Annotated in this window: 21 protein-coding genes; 16 read left to right on the plus strand and 5 right to left on the minus strand. The window is 63.9% G+C overall.

What is annotated here, in order from left to right:
- Nucleotides 1–24: 24 nt before the first annotated feature.
- The 3 genes from GQO94_RS06455 to GQO94_RS06465 all read right to left on the minus strand — a co-directional run bounded on the left by GQO94_RS06455 (nt 25) and on the right by GQO94_RS06465 (nt 2,474).
- On the minus strand, nt 25–483 hold the full coding sequence (locus GQO94_RS06455; RefSeq protein ID WP_156840348.1) for a Dps family protein: 459 nt from the start codon (nt 481–483) through the stop codon (nt 25–27).
- Nucleotides 484–562: 79 nt separating this feature from the next.
- Complete coding sequence (locus tag GQO94_RS06460; protein ID WP_156840349.1) at nt 563–1,120, minus strand: hypothetical protein; 558 nt, start codon at nt 1,118–1,120, stop codon at nt 563–565.
- Nucleotides 1,121–1,139: 19 nt separating this feature from the next.
- On the minus strand, nt 1,140–2,474 hold the full coding sequence (locus tag GQO94_RS06465; protein ID WP_156840350.1) for a mechanosensitive ion channel family protein: 1,335 nt from the start codon (nt 2,472–2,474) through the stop codon (nt 1,140–1,142).
- A gap of 92 nt (nt 2,475–2,566) precedes the next feature.
- Between GQO94_RS06465 and otsB the strand changes: the two genes are divergently transcribed.
- The 8 genes from otsB to GQO94_RS06505 all read left to right on the plus strand — a co-directional run bounded on the left by otsB (nt 2,567) and on the right by GQO94_RS06505 (nt 9,442).
- Nucleotides 2,567–3,361, plus strand: coding sequence for a trehalose-phosphatase (otsB, locus tag GQO94_RS06470; RefSeq protein ID WP_156840351.1), 795 nt, complete (start codon nt 2,567–2,569; stop codon nt 3,359–3,361).
- Entirely contained in the window at nt 3,358–5,142 is a 1,785-nt protein-coding gene (locus tag GQO94_RS06475) for a glycoside hydrolase family 15 protein (protein WP_156840352.1), read from the plus strand. The genes otsB and GQO94_RS06475 overlap by 4 nt, the downstream gene beginning before the upstream one ends.
- A 97-nt stretch (nt 5,143–5,239) precedes the next feature.
- Entirely contained in the window at nt 5,240–6,637 is a 1,398-nt protein-coding gene (otsA, locus tag GQO94_RS06480; RefSeq protein ID WP_156840353.1) for an alpha,alpha-trehalose-phosphate synthase (UDP-forming), read from the plus strand.
- Between the two features lie 196 nt (nt 6,638–6,833).
- On the plus strand, nt 6,834–7,094 hold the full coding sequence (locus GQO94_RS06485; protein ID WP_232332803.1) for a hypothetical protein: 261 nt from the start codon (nt 6,834–6,836) through the stop codon (nt 7,092–7,094).
- A gap of 58 nt (nt 7,095–7,152) precedes the next feature.
- Nucleotides 7,153–7,851, plus strand: a complete 699-nt coding sequence (locus GQO94_RS06490) for a peptidylprolyl isomerase (RefSeq protein ID WP_156840354.1) — start codon at nt 7,153–7,155, stop codon at nt 7,849–7,851.
- 124 nt (nt 7,852–7,975) lie between these two features.
- Nucleotides 7,976–8,182: a hypothetical protein gene (locus tag GQO94_RS06495; protein ID WP_198045843.1), complete on the plus strand. Its 207-nt coding sequence runs from the start codon at nt 7,976–7,978 to the stop codon at nt 8,180–8,182.
- Nucleotides 8,183–8,339: 157 nt separating this feature from the next.
- Nucleotides 8,340–9,014: a phytanoyl-CoA dioxygenase family protein gene (locus GQO94_RS06500; protein WP_156840356.1), complete on the plus strand. Its 675-nt coding sequence runs from the start codon at nt 8,340–8,342 to the stop codon at nt 9,012–9,014.
- A gap of 182 nt (nt 9,015–9,196) precedes the next feature.
- On the plus strand, nt 9,197–9,442 hold the full coding sequence (locus tag GQO94_RS06505) for a hypothetical protein (RefSeq protein WP_156840357.1): 246 nt from the start codon (nt 9,197–9,199) through the stop codon (nt 9,440–9,442).
- 162 nt (nt 9,443–9,604) lie between these two features.
- Here the strand turns inward: GQO94_RS06505 and GQO94_RS06510 are convergent, their stop codons facing one another.
- Together GQO94_RS06510 and GQO94_RS06515 are read right to left on the minus strand one after the other, a co-directional pair.
- Entirely contained in the window at nt 9,605–10,381 is a 777-nt protein-coding gene (locus tag GQO94_RS06510; protein WP_156840358.1) for a PspA/IM30 family protein, read from the minus strand.
- Entirely contained in the window at nt 10,378–10,848 is a 471-nt protein-coding gene (locus tag GQO94_RS06515) for a DUF2170 family protein (protein ID WP_156840359.1), read from the minus strand. The genes GQO94_RS06510 and GQO94_RS06515 overlap by 4 nt, the downstream gene beginning before the upstream one ends.
- Nucleotides 10,849–10,965: 117 nt before the next feature.
- On the opposite strand from GQO94_RS06515, the gene GQO94_RS06520 reads away from it, so the two are divergent.
- The 8 genes from GQO94_RS06520 (at nt 10,966) to GQO94_RS06555 (ending at nt 16,827) form a co-directional block, all read left to right on the plus strand.
- Nucleotides 10,966–12,027 (plus strand): potassium channel family protein, encoded by a 1,062-nt coding sequence (locus GQO94_RS06520; protein WP_232332804.1) that lies wholly within the window; start codon nt 10,966–10,968, stop codon nt 12,025–12,027.
- Entirely contained in the window at nt 12,024–12,683 is a 660-nt protein-coding gene (locus GQO94_RS06525) for a DUF2491 family protein (RefSeq protein ID WP_198045844.1), read from the plus strand. The genes GQO94_RS06520 and GQO94_RS06525 overlap by 4 nt, the downstream gene beginning before the upstream one ends.
- Before the next feature lie 25 nt (nt 12,684–12,708).
- Nucleotides 12,709–13,110 carry a DUF350 domain-containing protein gene (locus GQO94_RS06530; RefSeq protein WP_156840360.1) on the plus strand — a complete coding sequence of 134 codons (402 nt, stop codon included), beginning with the start codon at nt 12,709–12,711 and terminating at the stop codon, nt 13,108–13,110.
- A 13-nt stretch (nt 13,111–13,123) separates the two neighbouring features.
- Nucleotides 13,124–13,729 (plus strand): DUF1190 domain-containing protein, encoded by a 606-nt coding sequence (locus tag GQO94_RS06535; protein ID WP_156840361.1) that lies wholly within the window; start codon nt 13,124–13,126, stop codon nt 13,727–13,729.
- 150 nt (nt 13,730–13,879) lie between these two features.
- Nucleotides 13,880–15,034 (plus strand): glutathionylspermidine synthase family protein, encoded by a 1,155-nt coding sequence (locus tag GQO94_RS06540; RefSeq protein ID WP_156840362.1) that lies wholly within the window; start codon nt 13,880–13,882, stop codon nt 15,032–15,034.
- A 12-nt stretch (nt 15,035–15,046) separates the two neighbouring features.
- Entirely contained in the window at nt 15,047–15,625 is a 579-nt protein-coding gene (locus GQO94_RS06545) for a thymidine kinase (RefSeq protein ID WP_156840363.1), read from the plus strand.
- Nucleotides 15,626–16,100: 475 nt separating this feature from the next.
- Nucleotides 16,101–16,322: a DUF7336 domain-containing protein gene (locus tag GQO94_RS21520; protein WP_156840364.1), complete on the plus strand. Its 222-nt coding sequence runs from the start codon at nt 16,101–16,103 to the stop codon at nt 16,320–16,322.
- A gap of 259 nt (nt 16,323–16,581) precedes the next feature.
- Nucleotides 16,582–16,827, plus strand: coding sequence for a hypothetical protein (locus tag GQO94_RS06555; RefSeq protein WP_156840365.1), 246 nt, complete (start codon nt 16,582–16,584; stop codon nt 16,825–16,827).
- Nucleotides 16,828–16,892: the final 65 nt, after the last annotated feature.

The following is a 16,892-nucleotide window of genomic DNA, read 5'->3' on the forward strand; positions in this document are numbered from 1 at the left end:
GCGCGGCCCGACAAGCGAAGCGGATCAGGCGAGGATCTCGCGCAGGAACCACGCGCGCTGCTCCGCCTGGTCGGTCCAGTCGTCGACGATGCCGTCGGTGGCATTGTCGCCCGCTTCCCCGGCGGCGTCCTTCACTTCGCGCAGCCGCGCAACGTAAGTCTCGTTGTCGGCCAGCAGCTCGCGCACCATGCTCATCGCATCGAGCGCGGTATCGTCCTGCGCCTTGATCTGGGTCTTGGCGGTGATCGCGGCGGGGCTGGTCAGCGTGGTGCCGCCGTTCTTGCGCACGCGTTCGGCGACCAGATCGGTCAGCGCGAAGATCTGCGCCGCCTGCTCGTCGAACAGCAGATGCAGATCGCGAAACTGCGGGCCTTTGACGTGCCAGTGGAAGTTCTTGGTCTTGATGTAGAGCGCGAAAGTATCGGCGAGCAGCGCGTTCAGGCTGTCGATGAGCGCGCCCTTGCTGTTGTCATTGTTGGTCATGGTATCGTCCTCCTTGCTGTGCGGCTTATGTATGTTCGAAAACTCGCGCATAAAGGCAAAGTTCGATCGGTTTTCCCGATTACACTATTCCGCGTTCGCGCAAGGCGATGGTGATCGCCGCGAGCAGCAGCAGTGCCCCGACAATCCGCCGCACGAGGCGCGCCGGGCGGCTTTTGACCACTTCCGGAAGGGCCCAACCCGCCGCGACCAGAACGCCGCCACCAAGCGCGCCGGCCATCCCGGCGACGATCGGCGCGGCCATGCCGGCGGCAATGCCGAAGACGATGAAGCGCGCGGCGTCGGTCACTTGATGCGCGAGCAACAGCAGCGCGAGCGCGCCCAGCGAATGAGTCGGCTCCTGTGGCGCGGCTTTCGCCGTTAGCAGCAGCGATTCTCCGCCCGCCAGACCCAGCGCGATCGCGACGAACCAGATCCGCGCCGGCGGCGGCAGCATCGCCGCGAAGACCGTCGCGGCCCAGGCGGCGAAGATGGCGGTCGCGATCGCGCAGGCCAGCGCGACGACCAGCACGCCCGGCCTGCGGCCCTGGCGCAGCGTCAGTCCGGCAATATCGATCTGGTCACGCGCGCCGCAGCCTGCGAACAGCACGGCCATCAGCGTGATGAAAAAGGCGGACATGGTTTCGCCCGCCCCCGCCTCAGTTCGCGGCCGAAGTCGCGGGTTCGCGGCTCGCGGCCGGCTGCGCGCGGGGCCACTCGATGCCGCGCAAGTCGTGCCCCGTCGGCGCCTGGAAGAGCTTCAACCCGAACTGCGGCATGATCGCGAGGAGATGGTCGAAGATGTCGGATTGAATCCCCTCGTACTCGTCCCAGGCGACCGTATCGGTAAAGCAGTAGATCTCCAGCGGGAGCCCCTGCCCCGAGGGTTCGAGCTGGCGGACGAGCAGCGTGCCGCGGTCCGCGATCCGGGGATGCGCGCTGAGGTACGCGCGGACATAGGCGCGAAAGGTGCCGATATTGGTCGGGCGCCGCTTGTTGACCGGCTCGCCGCCACAAGCCTTCGCGTTCGCGTCGTTCCATTCGGCAAGTTCGGCTTCCTTGCGCGCCATGTAGTCCTGCAGCAGGCGGAAGCGGCGCAAGCGCTCCCAGTCCTCGTGCTCGACGAAGTCGATCGTGGTCTGATCGACATACAAAGAGCGCTTGATCCGTCGCCCGCCCCATTCCCGCATGAAGCGCCAGTTGCGGTAGGCTTCCGAAACCAGGCTGTGGGTGGGAATGGTCGTCACCGACTTGTCGAAGTTCTGCACTTTTACCGTGTGCAGCGAAATGTCGATCACGTCGCCATCGGCGTTGAGCTGCGGCATATCGATCCAGTCACCGACGCGGAGCATATCGTTCGAGCGCAATTGCACCGAGGCGACCAGCGAGAGGATGGTGTCGCGGAAAACCAGCATCAGCACCGCCGCCAGCGCGCCGAGGCCGGATAGCAAGATCACGGGCGATTCGCCGATCAGCGTCGCCGTGATCAGGACGACCGCCGCGGCGTAGATCAGGATCTTGCCGACCTGCAGGTAGCCCTTGATCGGGCGCGAAGCCGCTTCGGGCTTCAATTCGTAGGTATCGTTGGCAAGTTCGAGCAAGTCGCACAGCGCGCGCGCCAGCGTGAAGATGATGAACGCGTTGGCCAGGGCGGCAACCACCACCACCAGCTTTTCGGGCATGCCCTCGATCAGGCCGAAGCCCTGCATGATGATGATCGCCGGCACGACATTGGCCAGGTGCGTGACGAGCGACTGCACGTCGTGCGTTTCGTTGCGCAAGGGCGTGCGCGCGATCAGCGCGGTTACCGGGCGGACGACGAGCTTCTTGGTCAGCCAGTTCGCCATCCAGGCAAGCAGCAGCACCCCGGCGAGACCGACCAAAGTCTTCGCCCACAGATTCGCGGACACATAGTCCTGTATTGTCTCGATGGCCTCGATCGTTTCCTCCTCGGCATCCTTCCGCGCGGGTACATGGCGCTCGAGTCGGGGCATGACAACCGGCAGGACGGCTTAGGCGCATCGCGCGGCTCCGCACACGTCGGGGCTGGTTTCGTACCGGCACTTTGTGCAACAAGGGGCCGCAAATGACTATCGACTGCCGCGAAGCGTTCCCCGAAAGCGAAATTCCGATCCCCTCTGACCTCCCCCGGCCAAGCCCTATCGCCACTGGCGAAATGATCGCTCTGTTTCTCGATTTCGACGGCACGCTCGTCGAGATCGCCGATCATCCCGAAAGCATTCATGTGGCGGACGGGTTGCCGGCGATGCTCGAAGCGCTCTCGACCTCCCTCGACGGCCGGATGGCAATCGTGAGTGGCCGCGCCTTGTCCGATCTGGACCGCTTCCTCGGCCCCGTCGCGGTCGCCATGGCCGGCTCCCACGGCGGCGAGTTCCGCGAAGCCGGCGCGCGCGACGCGATTCCTCTGGCCAAACCCCTGCCCGCAGCGGTTCTCGAAAACCTGCAAGCTCTGGCCAAGGCCCATGGAGACCTGCTGGTCGAGGCAAAGCCGTTCAGCGCCGCGATCCATTACCGCACCAATCCGTCCGCCTGCGAAGCTCTGCTCGAAGCAACGCAGGCTATGGCCGCCGCGAATGGCCTCAAGCTCAAGCATGGCAAGATGGTGATCGAGCTGGTCATGCCCGGATCGGACAAGGGCACTGCGGTTCGCCGCTTCATGGACCTGCCCGGCTTCAAGAATACGCGCCCGGTCTTCGCGGGCGACGACGTGACCGACGAAGACGCGTTCAAGGCGGTCGCCCCCTACGGCGGGGGCGGCATTCTCGTGGGTCCGATGCGCGAGACGGCGGCGGTGTGGCGTCTCGAAAGCGTCGCGGCGGTCCACGCATGGCTGGGCGCGGTTACGGGAGACGCCGCATGAGTTCCCTGGAACTGTGGCCGATCGGCAATTGCCAGGTCAGCGGCCTGTTCGACGAAGAGGGTTCGCTGGTGTGGGGCTGCGTGCCCCGGGTCGACGGGGATCCGACGTTCTGTTCGCTGCTGCGCGGCGACCACGGGCAGGAACTGGGGACCTGGCGCTTCGTGCTCGAAGATCAGGTTGCCACGCACCAGGAATACGTGCGCAACACGCCGATCTTGCGCACGCGTCTCGAGGATGCGCACGGCGGCATGGTCGACGTGTTCAGCTTCTGTCCGCGCTTCGAACGGTCCGGACGCATGTTCCGCCCGATGGCCTTCGCACGCATCATCCGCCCGGTCTGCGGTTCGCCGCGGCTTTCGGTGCTGCTGACGCCGATGAACGGCTACGGCACCGCGCAGGCCCCCGTCACGCACGGCACCAACCACATCCGCTATCTGGTGGATCGTGCCGGGTTGCGGCTCAGCACCAATGCCCCGGTGGGCTACATTCTCGATGAGCGGCACTTTCGCGTCGAAAGCGAGATGCACTTCTATCTCGGCCCGGACGAACCTTTCGTGGGCAACGTCGGCCGCGAAGTCGAGGCGATGCTGCAGCAGACCGAGGGTTACTGGCAGCACTGGGTGCGCGGCCTCGCCACGCCGATGGACTGGCAGAACGCGGTGATCCGCGCGGCGATCACGCTCAAGCTGTGCCAGCACGAGGAAACCGGCGCGATCGTTGCCGCGCTGACCACCTCGATCCCCGAAGCGCCCGGCACGCAGCGCAACTGGGACTATCGCTACTGCTGGATCCGCGACGCTTATTACACGGTGCAGGCGCTCAACCGGCTGGGCGCACTCGACGTGCTGGAAAAGTACCTCGCCTATTTGCGCAACCTCGTCGACGATGCCGATGCGGGCGTTATCCAGCCGCTCTATGCGGTCTCGGGCGCCAAGGAGATCATCGAGTGGGAGGCAGACTGCCTTCCCGGCTATCGCGGCATGGGCCCGGTGCGCATCGGCAATGCGGCCTACTACCAGCTGCAGAACGACTGCTACGGCCAAATCATCATTCCGAACATCCAGGCCTTTTCGGACAAGCGCCTGCTGCGCATGGCCAACGAGGACGATTTCGCCAGCCTCGAGGAAGTGGGCGAAATGGCCTGGAAGATGCACGATCAGCCCGACGCGGGCTTGTGGGAGCTGCGCACCCGCGCGGCCGTGCACACCTATTCGAGCGTGATGTGCTGGGCCGCCTGCGACCGGCTCGCCAATGCCGCGCAGCGGCTCGGGCTGACAGATCGTGAGAAAGTCTGGAGCGAGCGCGCCGATATCATTCGCGAGAACATCGACAAGGGCGCCTGGAACGAAGAAGGCGGCCACTACGCGGCCAGCTTCGGCGGTGACGAGCTCGACGCGAGCCTGTTGCAAATGGTCGAGCTGCGCTATGTCGAGCCCGACGATCCGCGGTTCAAGGCGACGCTGGCGGCGGTCGAGAAGGGGCTGCGGCGCGGCGAGCACATGCTGCGCTATGCCAATGAGGACGATTTCGGACTGCCCGAAACCGCATTCAACATTTGCACCTTCTGGCTGATCGAGGCGCTGCATCTCGATGGCCGCGACGAAGAGGCGAAAGGCTTGTTCGAGGCGATGCTCGCGCATCGCACGAAGTCGGGCCTTTTGTCCGAAGACATGGATTTCGAAACGGGCGAGCTGTGGGGGAACTTTCCCCAAACCTACTCGCTAGTTGGTATTATAAACTGCGCCGGAGTTCTGTCCCGGTCATGGAGAGACTGGCGCTAGTTACGCGCACTGCCGCTTTGGTCGGCCGCGCGAGAATATCGGCCTCTTGCGTCCGCTGGACGAAGGGAGCACGGACACGACCGGCAGGGGATGAGCTTTGAGCAGATTGATCGTCGTATCGAATCGCGTATCGGCGCCCAAGGCGATGGGGGCAAAAGGCGCACAAGGCGGCCTCGCGGTCGCCCTCTCGGCGGCCTTGGGCGATTACGGGGGCATCTGGTTCGGCTGGTCGGGTCAGGAGACCGATACGTTCACCGGCCATCTCGACATGCAGCGCAACCAGGGCGTCACCACCGCGACGATCGATCTCGAGCCGCAGGACGTCGACGAATACTACAACGGCTACGCCAACCGCACGCTATGGCCCTTGTTCCACTATCGAATCGACCTCACCGAATACGACCGCAACTTCGGCGAAGGCTACGAGCGGGTAAACGCGCGCTTCGCCGATAGCGTCGGACCGCTGATCGAGCCCGGCGATCTGGTGTGGATCCAAGACTATCACTTGCTGCCGCTCGCCTCGCTGCTGCGCGGCAAGGGCCTCAAGAACCGCATCGGCCTGTTCCTGCACACGCCCTGGCCACCGACGCGCCTGCTCGTCACCCTGCCCTTCCACGAGCGCCTCGTGACCTCGATGCTCGCGTGCGACCTCATCGGCTTCCAGACCAGCGAATGGCTCGAAAGCTTTCTTCACTACATCGACAAGGAACTCGGCCTGCCGGTCAGCCCGGATGGCGAGATCGAGTACGAGGGCCGCACGATCCAGGCGCGCGCCTTTCCGATCGGCATCGACTACGCCGATTTCACGGCCGGCGCGAAGAGCCCGGAAGCCGAGGCGTCCTACCAGAAGCTGCGGCAGAGCACGCGCGGGCGCAAAGTGCTGATCGGCGTCGACCGGCTCGATTACTCGAAGGGTCTGGGCGAGAGGCTCGACAGCTTCGGCCGATTCCTGACCGACAATCCGGAAATGGCCAAGGACGTCGTCCTGCTGCAGATCGCCCCGCCCTCACGCGGCGACGTCGCCAGCTACCAGCAGATCCGCGAGGACCTTGAGCGCAAGGCCGGCCACATCAACGGAGCGCATGCCGACGTCGCCTGGGTGCCGATCCGTTACGTCAATCGGGGTTATCCGCGCACCGAGCTGGCCGGGTTCTACCGCGCCGCCGACATCGGCCTGGTGACGCCGCTGCGCGACGGCATGAATCTCGTCGCCAAGGAATACGTCGCGGCGCAAAATCCGGAGGATCCGGGCGTCCTGATCCTGTCCCGCTTCGCCGGCGCGGCACTGCAGATGCCCGACGCGGTGCTGGTCAATCCGATGAGCTCCGAGGAAGTCAGCATCGCGATCAAGTACGCGCTCGACATGTCCAAGGAGGAACGGATCGAGCGCCACACGAAACTGCTCGCCTCGGTCCGCGATTCCAATGTGGAAAACTGGACGCGCGATTTCATCGCTGATCTCAGCGGTCGCACACCCGCCCCGGATCTCATCTGAAAAGCCCGCAATTCCAGGCGTTTCAACCGCCAAATCCGCCCTTCGGCGATCTTGTCATGAATACATAGTCGAACGGAAACCGTATTAACACATTCCGCGTTTAGTGGCAGAAGCATCATTGGCGTTCGGCCTTCGCATGTCGGCTACACCAATAATGATAACAAATTCGGCCTTCGAAGCCCTGGACGGATCTGGAATGATGCAAGTTTACGGCGAATGTATCGGCGCCACCGTGTCGGTGGCAGCGCTGATCTCGCAGCTTGGTGCCGGCGGATGCGAACTGATCCTCGATGGCACCTCAGCCCTTCTCGACACCGATTTCGCCTTGTGGATCGGCGCGATCGGGCCCTTTGCCGCGACGTGTGCAAGCCGCGACGAGACGGGTCACTGCCTCGCCGTGTTCAAGGAGCCGATCGATCCCGCGATCATCGAGCACTTCACGGCCGAAGCCTGCTGAGGCCCGCCGGCGACGCGCACGACTGGCGCTTCGCCGGGGGCTTCGCCAGACTGGCGCGATGAAAGCCCGATTCGCACCGCTCGCCCTTTTCGCGCCGCTATTGCTGGCCGCCACCCCGCCCGCTCCCGACGCCGCCCCCAAAGACGACGTCTTCGTCGCGATCGAGACCACGGCGGGGACGATCCTCGTCGATCTGGAGGAAACCCGCGCGCCGCTGTCGACCGCGAACTTCCTCAAGTACGTCGATGCCAAGCGGCTGGACGGGACCAGCTTCTACCGCTCGATGCACCTCGACTGGGGGACGCCGCCCAACGGCCTCATCCAGGGCGGAATCGCCGCCAATCCGAAGCTGACCTTCGAGCCGGTGGCGCACGAGCCGACCAGCGAGACCGGGGTGCTCCACAAGCGCGGCACCATCTCGCTCGCCCGCTATGCGCCGGGGACGGCGACCGCCGACTTCTCGATCATGGTCGCCGACATGCCCGGGCTCGACGCGCAGCCCGACAGCGACGACCCCGAAGCCCGCGCCGGCTTCGCCGCCTTCGGCCATGTGGTCGAAGGCATGGACGTGGTCATGGCGATCTGGGACCTGCCCCGCTCCGCCACCAAGGGCGAAGGCGCGCTGAAAGGCCAGATGATCGAGAACCCGGTGAAGATCCTGACGGTGCGCCGCGCCGAAGCACCGAAACCCGCACCCGCGCTGCCTTCAGCGAACCCGGCGAGCGAAACGGCACCCGTGGATGCAGATGGGTCCTAACGATCCGTCATGGCCGGAAGCGGACTTTCCGGACACGACGACTTTGCGAACTTTCCAGTGAAGCCGTTATCTGACCGATGTGGCCAGTGTAGTTTGTCTCGCACCCGGAGAGGACATGCCTGACTTGGGCGATGAAGGCCGTTGGCTCATTATCGAAGCCAACGATGGGAAGTTCTACGGCACCGGAGGTTCATGGAAGCGGTCGGGAGAGTGGGTCGGTTACGGGTCGCTTTCGGAGGACGATGTATCGCTCGACGCTGCGCTGGCGGCGGCCCACCAATGGGCAGCGAAATACGACGTGCCGACGATTTGGGTTCAGCTAGCACCGTAGGTCCGCTCCCCATGACTTTCCTTTCTCGGGGCCCATGTTAGTCTCTCTGATTGCGGACATGGCAGCTTCCCGCATCTTCTGCCCGAAAGTGGACCTTCCGGACACGACGACATTGCGGTCGTTGCGTTCGGACTGGTTTGCAGTCTAGCTGCCGCCCATGAGCGAGATGACTGATACGTTTTCTGCTGATGGGGCGAAGGTGTTCCGTGATGCAATCAAGGCGTGCTTGCCCATCTTAGAGAACGCACTGGCGCATCTTCCAGCCGACGAAGCGGGCACGCGCATTCACGGTATCGGCGCGCTGAAGCCGCTCCTTGCAACGGATGGATGTATCGGAACGGTCGCTGCGACGGTCCTTGGCCCATCGGCGAAACCAGTTCGAGCAATTTTGTTCAACAAGTCCGCTGGAGCCAACTGGGGCTTGGGCTGGCATCAGGATCGGACAATTTGCGTCAAAGAGAGGCGAGAGGTGGAGGGCTTCGGCCCCTGGACTATAAAGCGTGGGATGAACCATGTCGCGCCGCCAGCCGATCTGCTCGCCCAAATGGTGACGCTGCGCGTGCACCTCGACGATGTGCCAGAGACAAACGCGCCGCTCTTGATAGCTCTTGGTTCGCACTTGATTGGGCGCGTACCGGTCGAAAAAGTTAGTGAGGCGGTCGAGAGCCACAGTATACTGACTTGTCTGGCGAAGGCGGGCGACGCATGGCTTTACTCCACACCAATCCTGCATGCGTCGGATGCTTCGACAACTCCCGCAAGCCGAAGAGTTTTGCAGGTGGATTACGCAGCGTTCGACCTGCCGGGCGAATTGGAATGGCTTGGCATATAATGTCCGCCTCCCGCGACTTTCGCGACATTTAGAGCCAAGCGAACGGCCTCTGAAAGTGGACATGGCAGCTTATCGTGTTTTCACGTCAAAAGCGGAATTACCGGACACGACGACATTGCGGACGCTGAATGATTAAGCTTTGATCCCTGTGTAAAAAGCAGAAGAAGCACGTAAGAGACGTCATGAACTACGCAACCGGCCGCGCTATTAAAATTGGCGATCGGGTGCTTGCCGATGGCATGGCGGGGGTGGTGGTATGCGACTTCGATCATCGTGAGTTCCTCGACGGGCATGAGAGTTGGGGCATGCCGGAGGCCGAGATGATCGGTGGTGGAAAGCTCAATTCTGGCGTGATGATCGATACGGTGGAGGCAGGCTTAGTTCATTATCCGGAAATGACCGAGGGTATCGTATTCATCGATAGCTAGATGTCCGCTCCCCACGACATTCCAGACGCTCGCAGTCCTTAAATTCGCCCGCGAAAGCCGTCATCGCCCCGGCCATCGTTCGGGTCCCGCCACATTTCGAGTCATTGGCGATCCGCCCCCACTCTGCGCTTTCCGGGTCGTGCGATCCGCCCGGCTGCCGCCTTACTCCTTCGGCAGCGCCTTCGATCCCTTGAGCTCGGCCAGAATGTCGTCCGCCGGGCTCGCGCCGGGCGAAGGCAGCGCGCCTTGCGATTTCGACGGGCCGGCAATCTCCGCGAGGATCGAATCCGCGCTGGACGTCCGCCCGCCGATCCCGGCTTCGAGCAATTGGCGATCGAGATCGGCGCCGCTTTCGATCATCGCCATTTCCTCGCCTGCTTCGAGGCGCGCCGAGAGCTGTTCCTGGCGGTCCTTGATCCGATCCAGCGAGCCCATCGCGCTGCCGAGCCGCGAGTTCACGCCGGCATGGCTCGAGGCGATCGCCTTCTGCGCCTTCTGCAGCGATTCCGTCGCCTTCACGCTTTCGACTTCGCGCTTCATCGCCGCGATGCGCTGCTCGGTTTCCTTGACGGTGCGCAGCATGATTTGCTGCTTTTCCTGCATCTGCGCGAGATCGGCTTCGTCGCGCTGCAGTTCGGCGCGGCTGACCGCGACCCGCTCGGCTACCGCGCGGGCGAGGTCCTCGCGCCCCGCGTCCATCGCCGAACGCGCATTTTCGATATCGCGCGCTTCCTTGGCTTTGGTCGCTTCGACGCGCTTTTCGATGCGCTTGGCCGTCGCCATCATGTTGGCGAGATCGCCGCGCGCCTTGCGCAGCGAATTATCGGCATCGCGCAGTTCCTGGTCGAGAATGCGCATCGCCTGCGTATCGACGATCGCTTCGCCGGCTTCATTCGCACCGCCGCGCACGGCCGTGAACAGCTTGCCCCACACGCTCATGCCGCTTCTCCCATCTTCGTGCTGTCGCCGCCCGCGGCGATCCATTCCGAAACCCATTCGGCGGCATCGACCGCATTCGCGGCCAGCACCGAGACTTCCTCGACCAGCAGATGCGCTTCGGACAGCGAGGAGAGCGATCCGAACAGCTCGTACCATTCCGCATCGCCCACGGTGGTGATGCCGAAGGTCGACAGAGGGATCAGCTTGTGCACCGCCAGCAGCGTGCGCTCGAACGCCTCGCGATTGGGGATCTCAGATGCGGCGATAATATTGACGCCGCACAGGATCTGCTCGCCGGTCGCGACCATCAGCACGTCGAGATCGCCGCGCTCCTTCAGCGTGATGCGCAGCACTTCGCCTTCGACCGAAACGTCGACATCGCCCAGCTCCTCCGGGTCGGACGCGAAGAGTTCGGTCAGTTCGGCGAGGCTCCAGCCGCCAGTCGGCACGGGCCATTGCTCTGTCATCTTTGCCTGTCTCCTGCAGCCACCGCTGCCCTTGCTGGCCCATCGCGGGCCTGTATAACCACGCGCGGGGTTTTAGCTGCCCACCACGGCCAAGCAAGGGGGCAATCGAAGCGAGCCATGCCCATCATCCGCACCGTCTGGCAGAAGGTCTACACCGCGATCGCGACGCTTTCGTGGAGCGTGCTGACGCTGGGGCTCCTCGGCCATGCGCTGGTGAGTTGGGCGTTGCTCGATTGGGCGGGCGAGCGCGATCTTACCGGCGATGCAATTACCTTCCTCTACTACTACATGACGACGGCGACGACCGTCGGCTACGGCGACTTGTCGCCGGGCGACCGGATGGGCCGGCTGGTCGACATCGTGTGGGTCTTGCCGGGCTCGATCGCGCTGTTTACCTCGGTGCTCGGCAAGGCGATCGCGGACATCGGCGGTTTCTGGAGACGACGATTGCAAGGCATGGGCGACTTTTCCGAACGGCATGGCCACATCGTGGTGGTCGGCTGGCAAGGCGCACGCACGCGGCATTTGATTGAGGATCTGGCGCACGAGCAAGGCACTGCCAAGGGAGACCGGATCGTGCTGCTGGCCTGCGGCCTGACTGAAAATCCCCTGCCCGATACGGTCGACTTCGTGGCGACCGACGAACTGTCCCAGCTCGACAATTACGAACGCGCCGGGGCGGGAACGGCCGCCACAGTGGTCGTGCGCGGCAAGCTCGACGACGAGACGCTGGCCGCGACGCTCGCCGCGCGCGCGGCCGCGCCCGAAGCGCATATCGTCGCCTATTTCCAGGATGCGGGCGCCGCCGACCTCGTCCACCGCCAGTTTCCCGAGATCGAAGTGATCACCTCGATCGCGTCGGAAATGCTGGTGCGCGCCGCGCGCGATCCCGGTTCCTCGCGGCTGGCGGGGCTGATGTTCTCGAACCGCAATCCCGATACCGCCTATTCGTTCAAGGTGCCCGAAGGCGCCGCGACGATGCGCTACCTGCCGCTGTTCTGCGCGCTCAAGGAGCATCACGACCTGACGGTGGTCGGCATTGTGCGCGACGGCACCGTCGATCTCAACTGCGCGCCGGACTGCGAGGTTTCGGGCGGCGATACGATCTTCTACATCGCCGACGCGCGTTGCCCGCCCGAGCGGATCGACTGGGCGGCACTGGCGGGAGTTCCGGCATGATCCGGTCTTGGTTCGGCGGCAAGAAGGAGGAAGCTCTCCCCGAGGAGCTGGGCCCGTTGGAGTGCGCGATCGGCGGCGCGCTGGTGATCGACACGCTGGGGCTCGAAGCCGCGCTGGCGGCAGGCGATCCGGCGATGGGCGCGCCCGAGGGCGGCACTTTCGTGGTCGCCGCGGTCGGCACCGCGCGGCTCGACGGCAATTCGCAGCTGACTCGCTACTACGATGATGAGGACCGCATCATCCAGGTGATCGCGCCGCCGGGCAGCGACCGCGAGGCGGTGCAGGACGTCAGCCTCTATCGCCCGTGGGACTCGGTGGTGCCGGCGGGCCGTTCGGAATGGCAGCGCTGGGTCGGTCGCGGCGGGCTGGTCGGCGCGCCCGAATACGATGCCGACGGCCTCCTCTATGCGCGCTACTGGGGCTCGGGCGAGGAGCATGCCGATCTCGTCGAGTTCGTCGAGACGGTGTCGGACGGAAAGAATTCGCGCGAGATCCAGCAAAAGTGCATGCTCTATGCGCGCAAGGTGGGCGCGGTAGAGGAAATGCTGTTGCTCAACATCGAACAGGACCTCGCGCTGGAGGCGCGCCGCGAAGGCGCCTCGATCGAGTTCCTGATCGGCTACGGCCTCGGCGTGGCCGATATCGAGCGGGTATGACGAAGAATCTTCAAGGGGTGACGCAATGAACGGATACGTGGCCGGACTGCCGGCATTCCTGGCCTATTTCGGCAGCGGGGCGGTGCTGCTGGTGATCTTCGCGCTGGTCTATTCGGCCATCACGCCGCAGCACGAGTTCCGCCTGATCCGCGCGGGCAACACCGCGGCGGCGACCGCCTACCTCGGCGCGCTGGTCGGCTTCAGCCTGCCGCTGGCCTCGGCAGCGGCGAATTCGGTGTCGATTATCGACTTCGTGATCTGGGCGGTGATCGGCGCGGTGCTGCAGCTGATCGCCTTTGCCGTGGCGGCGATGGCGCAGAAGGAGCTTTCGAAGCGGATCGACGCGGGCGAAATGGCGGCGGGCGTCTGGGCGGGCGGCATCGCGCTCGTCACCGGCATGCTCAATGCCGCCTGCATGACGTATTGAACAGGAGGATCGGATGACCGATTCCAACGACAAACCGCGCCGCGAGCGCCGCTTCACTTCGGGCCAGCGCCATAAGCTGGTCCTGGGCGGCATCGCCGCAGCCAGCATGAGCCTGTCGGGCTGCGGCAGCAGCGAGCCGGAGTTTTCCGACGCGCGCTTCACCACCGTGACCGAATGCAAGAGCGCGGGCTTTCCCGAGGACTTGTGCGCGCAGTCCTTCGCCGCCGCCTTGAAGGCGCAACAGGACGAGGCGCCCAAGTTCAATACCCTCGCCGAATGCCAGCAGGAATGGGGCGCGAACAACTGCACCCCGACGTATAACAACAACACCGGCGGCAATAGCTTCATGCCGCTTCTGGCCGGTTTCGCCATCGGCCAGATGATGCAGCGTAACTACTGGAACAACGGCTACATCGGCAGCGGCGGCGGCTACTATGGCACGCCGATCTACCGCGATCGCGGCGGCAGCACGGTGACGGTCGATCGTGGATCCGGCGGGATCGCGCGCACCAAACCGGTCAACGTCAACACCAAGGCGGTGGCCGCCAAAGGCTTCGGCGGCATGGGCATGAGCCGGTCGAGCGGCGGCCGCAGCGGCGGCTTCAGCTTCGGCGGGTGAGAGAACGACGCTTCGAAAACTCGTCACCCTGAACTCGTTTCAGGGTCCATTCCGCCTCCCGCGCCGTCGGTTCGGGGGGGCGAGATGGATGCTGAAACAAGTTCAGCATGACGGCCCCTGTGTCGTAATTCGTTGTCAGGTAACTAACCCATGGACCGCATAACCCTCCCCGAACGCCCCGACTGGCGCGAGAAGGCGCGCGCCGTCGGCTTCGGCTTCCACGAGATGTACGGCGAGCCGTACTGGGTCGACGATGCCGCCTACACCTTTTCGATCGCCGAGATCGAGGACGAGATCGAGGCCCCGACCGAGGCCCTGCACGAGCTGTGCATGGACCTCGTCGCCGAAGTCGCGGTGGACACCGCGCTGCTCTCACGCATGGCGATCCCGGAGGAACGGCACGGGCTGATCCGGGATTCCTGGGCGGCGGGCGACCGCCACCTCTACGGCCGCTTCGATCTCGCTTACGATGGCCTCGGCAACGCCAAGCTGCTCGAATACAACGCCGATACGCCCACCTCGATCTTCGAGGCGGCCTACTTCCAGCACAACTGGCTTGTCGACCAGATGGAGCTCGGCGCGCTGCCGGAAGGCTGCGATCAGTTCAACATGCTCCAGGAAAGCCTGGTCGAGGCTTTCGCCACCTTCCCGCCCGACCGCATCCTGCATTTCTCGTGCTGGATGGAGAACGACGAGGATCGCGGCACCACGACCTACCTGATGGACTGCGCGGTGCAGGCTGGGCACGAAGTCGACATGCTCGACATTCAGGCGATCGGCGTCGACGCGCAAGGCCGCTTCGTCGACGAGCATGAGCGCACGATCGACCGCTGCTTCAAGCTCTACCCTTGGGAAGACATGCTGCGCGAGCCCTTCGCGCAGTATCTCAAGCCCGGCGTCTTCATCGAGCCTGCATGGAAGACGGTTCTCTCCAACAAGGCGATCCTGCCGCTGCTGTGGGAACGCCACGAGGGCCACCCCAACCTGCTCCCCGCCTTCTTCGCCGACGATCCGCGTGCCGAGAAGCTCGCCGACGCGGTGGTGAAGCCGGTGTTCTCGCGTGAGGGCGAGAACGTCACGTTGCGGCGCAAGGGCGAGACGGTGGAAGCCAGCGAAGGCGATTACGGCAACGAGCCACGCGTGGTGCAGGCCTATGCGCCTCTATTCGAACGTTCCGGCCAGCACGCGGTGCTTGGCAGCTGGATGGTGGGCGATCGCGCCGCCGGGCTCGGCATGCGCGAGGATGGCTCGCGGATCACCCGAAACCTCTCGCGCTTCGTACCGCATGTAATCATGCCGGACTAAGCCTGGGCGCGTATGGCGAAACTCTATTTCTACTACGCCAGCATGAACGCGGGCAAATCGACCACGCTGCTGCAGGCCGACTTCAACTACCGCGAGCGCGGCATGCGCACGCTGCTGTGGACCGCCGCCATCGACGGCCGCAGCGCCGACCACGCCATCGAAAGCCGCATCGGCCTCGGCGCCGACGCGCGGCGGTTCGCGGCGGACACCGACTTGTGGCACGAAGTCAGCACCGCGCACGCCGTCGCCCCCCTCGCCTGCGTGCTGATCGACGAGGCGCAGTTCCTCACCCCCGATCAAGTCTGGCAATGCGCGCGTCTGGCCGACGAAGCGGGCGTGCCGGTGCTGTGCTATGGCCTGAGGACCGACTTTCAGGGCGAACTCTTCCCCGGCTCGGCCCAGCTCCTCGGCATCGCCGACGCCCTCGTCGAGCTCAAGGCCGTGTGCCACTGCGGCCGCAAGGCGACGATGAACTTGCGCATCGACGCTGCGGGCGGCGCAGTCGACGAAGGTGCCCAGACCGAAATCGGCGGCAACGACCGCTACGTCGCCTTGTGCCGCCGCCATTTTCGCGAGGCGCTGTCGCGCTAAGGACGGGCGGCGGGCGGCAGAGCGGCCTCATCCAACCTCTCCTTCACACCCGTTCCCAAGCCCCAAGCCCCACCCCCGCTCAACCTGAGCGTGTCGAAGGCCACCCGCCCAAACTTGCGCCTCCCCCTTCGTCACCCCGGACTTGATCCGGGGTCCAGCTTTCCAAGAGCGGTCGAGCAAAAAGCGGGCTATAGTCAGCCATTTGATGCCCCCCGATGGTACTTGAATGGTCGGCCAATTTCAGGGAACGTTATCGAACTGCTGAACGGCCGCTCTTTAGGCGAAAATTGACGCGGAGGCGTACGGATGGTGGGCGGCAGCTTATCGCTTTTTCCTGCTGAAAGCGGCATTGCCGGACACGACAACGTTATCGCTGTTACCTAGGGGCGGATCGTTTCCCTGTTGCGGTCATCCCACAAGGGCGACAGGATGCGAGTGAACAGTCTGCGACATTGTTAGACGCAAGGAACCCCAGATGTTCGTTTACCTCGTTGAACACTCACGCGAGATAAATCCCGATGAAACGGACGTAAAAACTATTGGAATTTACTCGACCGAAGAGAAGGCCAGAGACGCAATTGCGAGAACATCCAAACTTGTCGGATTTCGAGATCATGTCAGTGGATTTACGGCCGACAAATATGTGATTGACGAGGATCATTGGGAAGAGGGGTTTCACACATACACCCCAGCGTGATCAGCATACGATGCGGCGCTTGTCGCAAGTAAAATTGGCGGAAAGGCAGTTTGCTCCCCGCGACGGCCCGAAGCGGACTTGCTGTTTTCCACGACTTTCCGGTCATTGGGGGCGTCCCGCGCCGCGCCTGATAGCGGACATGGCAGCTTATCGCGTTTTCAGCTCGAAAGAGGACTGCCGGACACGACGACATTGCGGACGCTGAATGATTAAGCTTTGATCCCTGTGTAAAAAGCAGAAGAAGCACGTAAGAGACGTCATGAACTACGCAACCGGCCGCGCTATTAAAATTGGCGATCGGGTGCTTGCCGATGGCATGGCGGGGGTGGTGGTATGCGACTTCGATCATCGTGAGTTCCTCGACGGGCATGCGGGTTGGGACATGCCGGAGGCCGAGATGATCGGTGGTGGAAAGCTCAATTCTGGCGTGATGATCGATACGGTGGAGGCAGGCTTAGTTCATTATCCGGAAATGACCGAGGGTATCGTATTCATCGATAGCTAGATGTCCGCTCCCCACAACATTCCCGCCATCCGCCCCACCTCCGCCGAGACCTGAAAGCGGCCATC

It is taken from the genome of Novosphingobium aquimarinum (genome assembly GCF_009746585.1).
Lineage (GTDB): Bacteria > Pseudomonadota > Alphaproteobacteria > Sphingomonadales > Sphingomonadaceae > Novosphingobium > Novosphingobium aquimarinum.

Coding starts and splice junctions, on each gene's coding strand:
- GQO94_RS06465 (WP_156840350.1), bottom strand. CDS start 2,474: ATGCCCCGACTCGAGCGCCATGTACCCGCGCGGAAGGATGCCGAGGAG.
- GQO94_RS06525 (WP_198045844.1), top strand. CDS start 12,024: ATGATCCGGTCTTGGTTCGGCGGCAAGAAGGAGGAAGCTCTCCCCGAG.
- GQO94_RS06530 (WP_156840360.1), top strand. CDS start 12,709: ATGAACGGATACGTGGCCGGACTGCCGGCATTCCTGGCCTATTTCGGC.
- GQO94_RS06520 (WP_232332804.1), top strand. CDS start 10,966: ATGCCCATCATCCGCACCGTCTGGCAGAAGGTCTACACCGCGATCGCG.
- GQO94_RS06555 (WP_156840365.1), top strand. CDS start 16,582: ATGAACTACGCAACCGGCCGCGCTATTAAAATTGGCGATCGGGTGCTT.
- GQO94_RS21520 (WP_156840364.1), top strand. CDS start 16,101: ATGTTCGTTTACCTCGTTGAACACTCACGCGAGATAAATCCCGATGAA.
- GQO94_RS06460 (WP_156840349.1), bottom strand. CDS start 1,120: ATGTCCGCCTTTTTCATCACGCTGATGGCCGTGCTGTTCGCAGGCTGC.
- GQO94_RS06475 (WP_156840352.1), top strand. CDS start 3,358: ATGAGTTCCCTGGAACTGTGGCCGATCGGCAATTGCCAGGTCAGCGGC.
- GQO94_RS06490 (WP_156840354.1), top strand. CDS start 7,153: ATGAAAGCCCGATTCGCACCGCTCGCCCTTTTCGCGCCGCTATTGCTG.
- GQO94_RS06455 (WP_156840348.1), bottom strand. CDS start 483: ATGACCAACAATGACAACAGCAAGGGCGCGCTCATCGACAGCCTGAAC.
- otsB (WP_156840351.1), top strand. CDS start 2,567: ATGACTATCGACTGCCGCGAAGCGTTCCCCGAAAGCGAAATTCCGATC.
- GQO94_RS06545 (WP_156840363.1), top strand. CDS start 15,047: ATGGCGAAACTCTATTTCTACTACGCCAGCATGAACGCGGGCAAATCG.
- GQO94_RS06535 (WP_156840361.1), top strand. CDS start 13,124: ATGACCGATTCCAACGACAAACCGCGCCGCGAGCGCCGCTTCACTTCG.
- GQO94_RS06505 (WP_156840357.1), top strand. CDS start 9,197: ATGAACTACGCAACCGGCCGCGCTATTAAAATTGGCGATCGGGTGCTT.
- GQO94_RS06485 (WP_232332803.1), top strand. CDS start 6,834: ATGATGCAAGTTTACGGCGAATGTATCGGCGCCACCGTGTCGGTGGCA.
- GQO94_RS06510 (WP_156840358.1), bottom strand. CDS start 10,381: ATGAGCGTGTGGGGCAAGCTGTTCACGGCCGTGCGCGGCGGTGCGAAT.
- GQO94_RS06500 (WP_156840356.1), top strand. CDS start 8,340: ATGAGCGAGATGACTGATACGTTTTCTGCTGATGGGGCGAAGGTGTTC.
- GQO94_RS06515 (WP_156840359.1), bottom strand. CDS start 10,848: ATGACAGAGCAATGGCCCGTGCCGACTGGCGGCTGGAGCCTCGCCGAA.
- GQO94_RS06540 (WP_156840362.1), top strand. CDS start 13,880: ATGGACCGCATAACCCTCCCCGAACGCCCCGACTGGCGCGAGAAGGCG.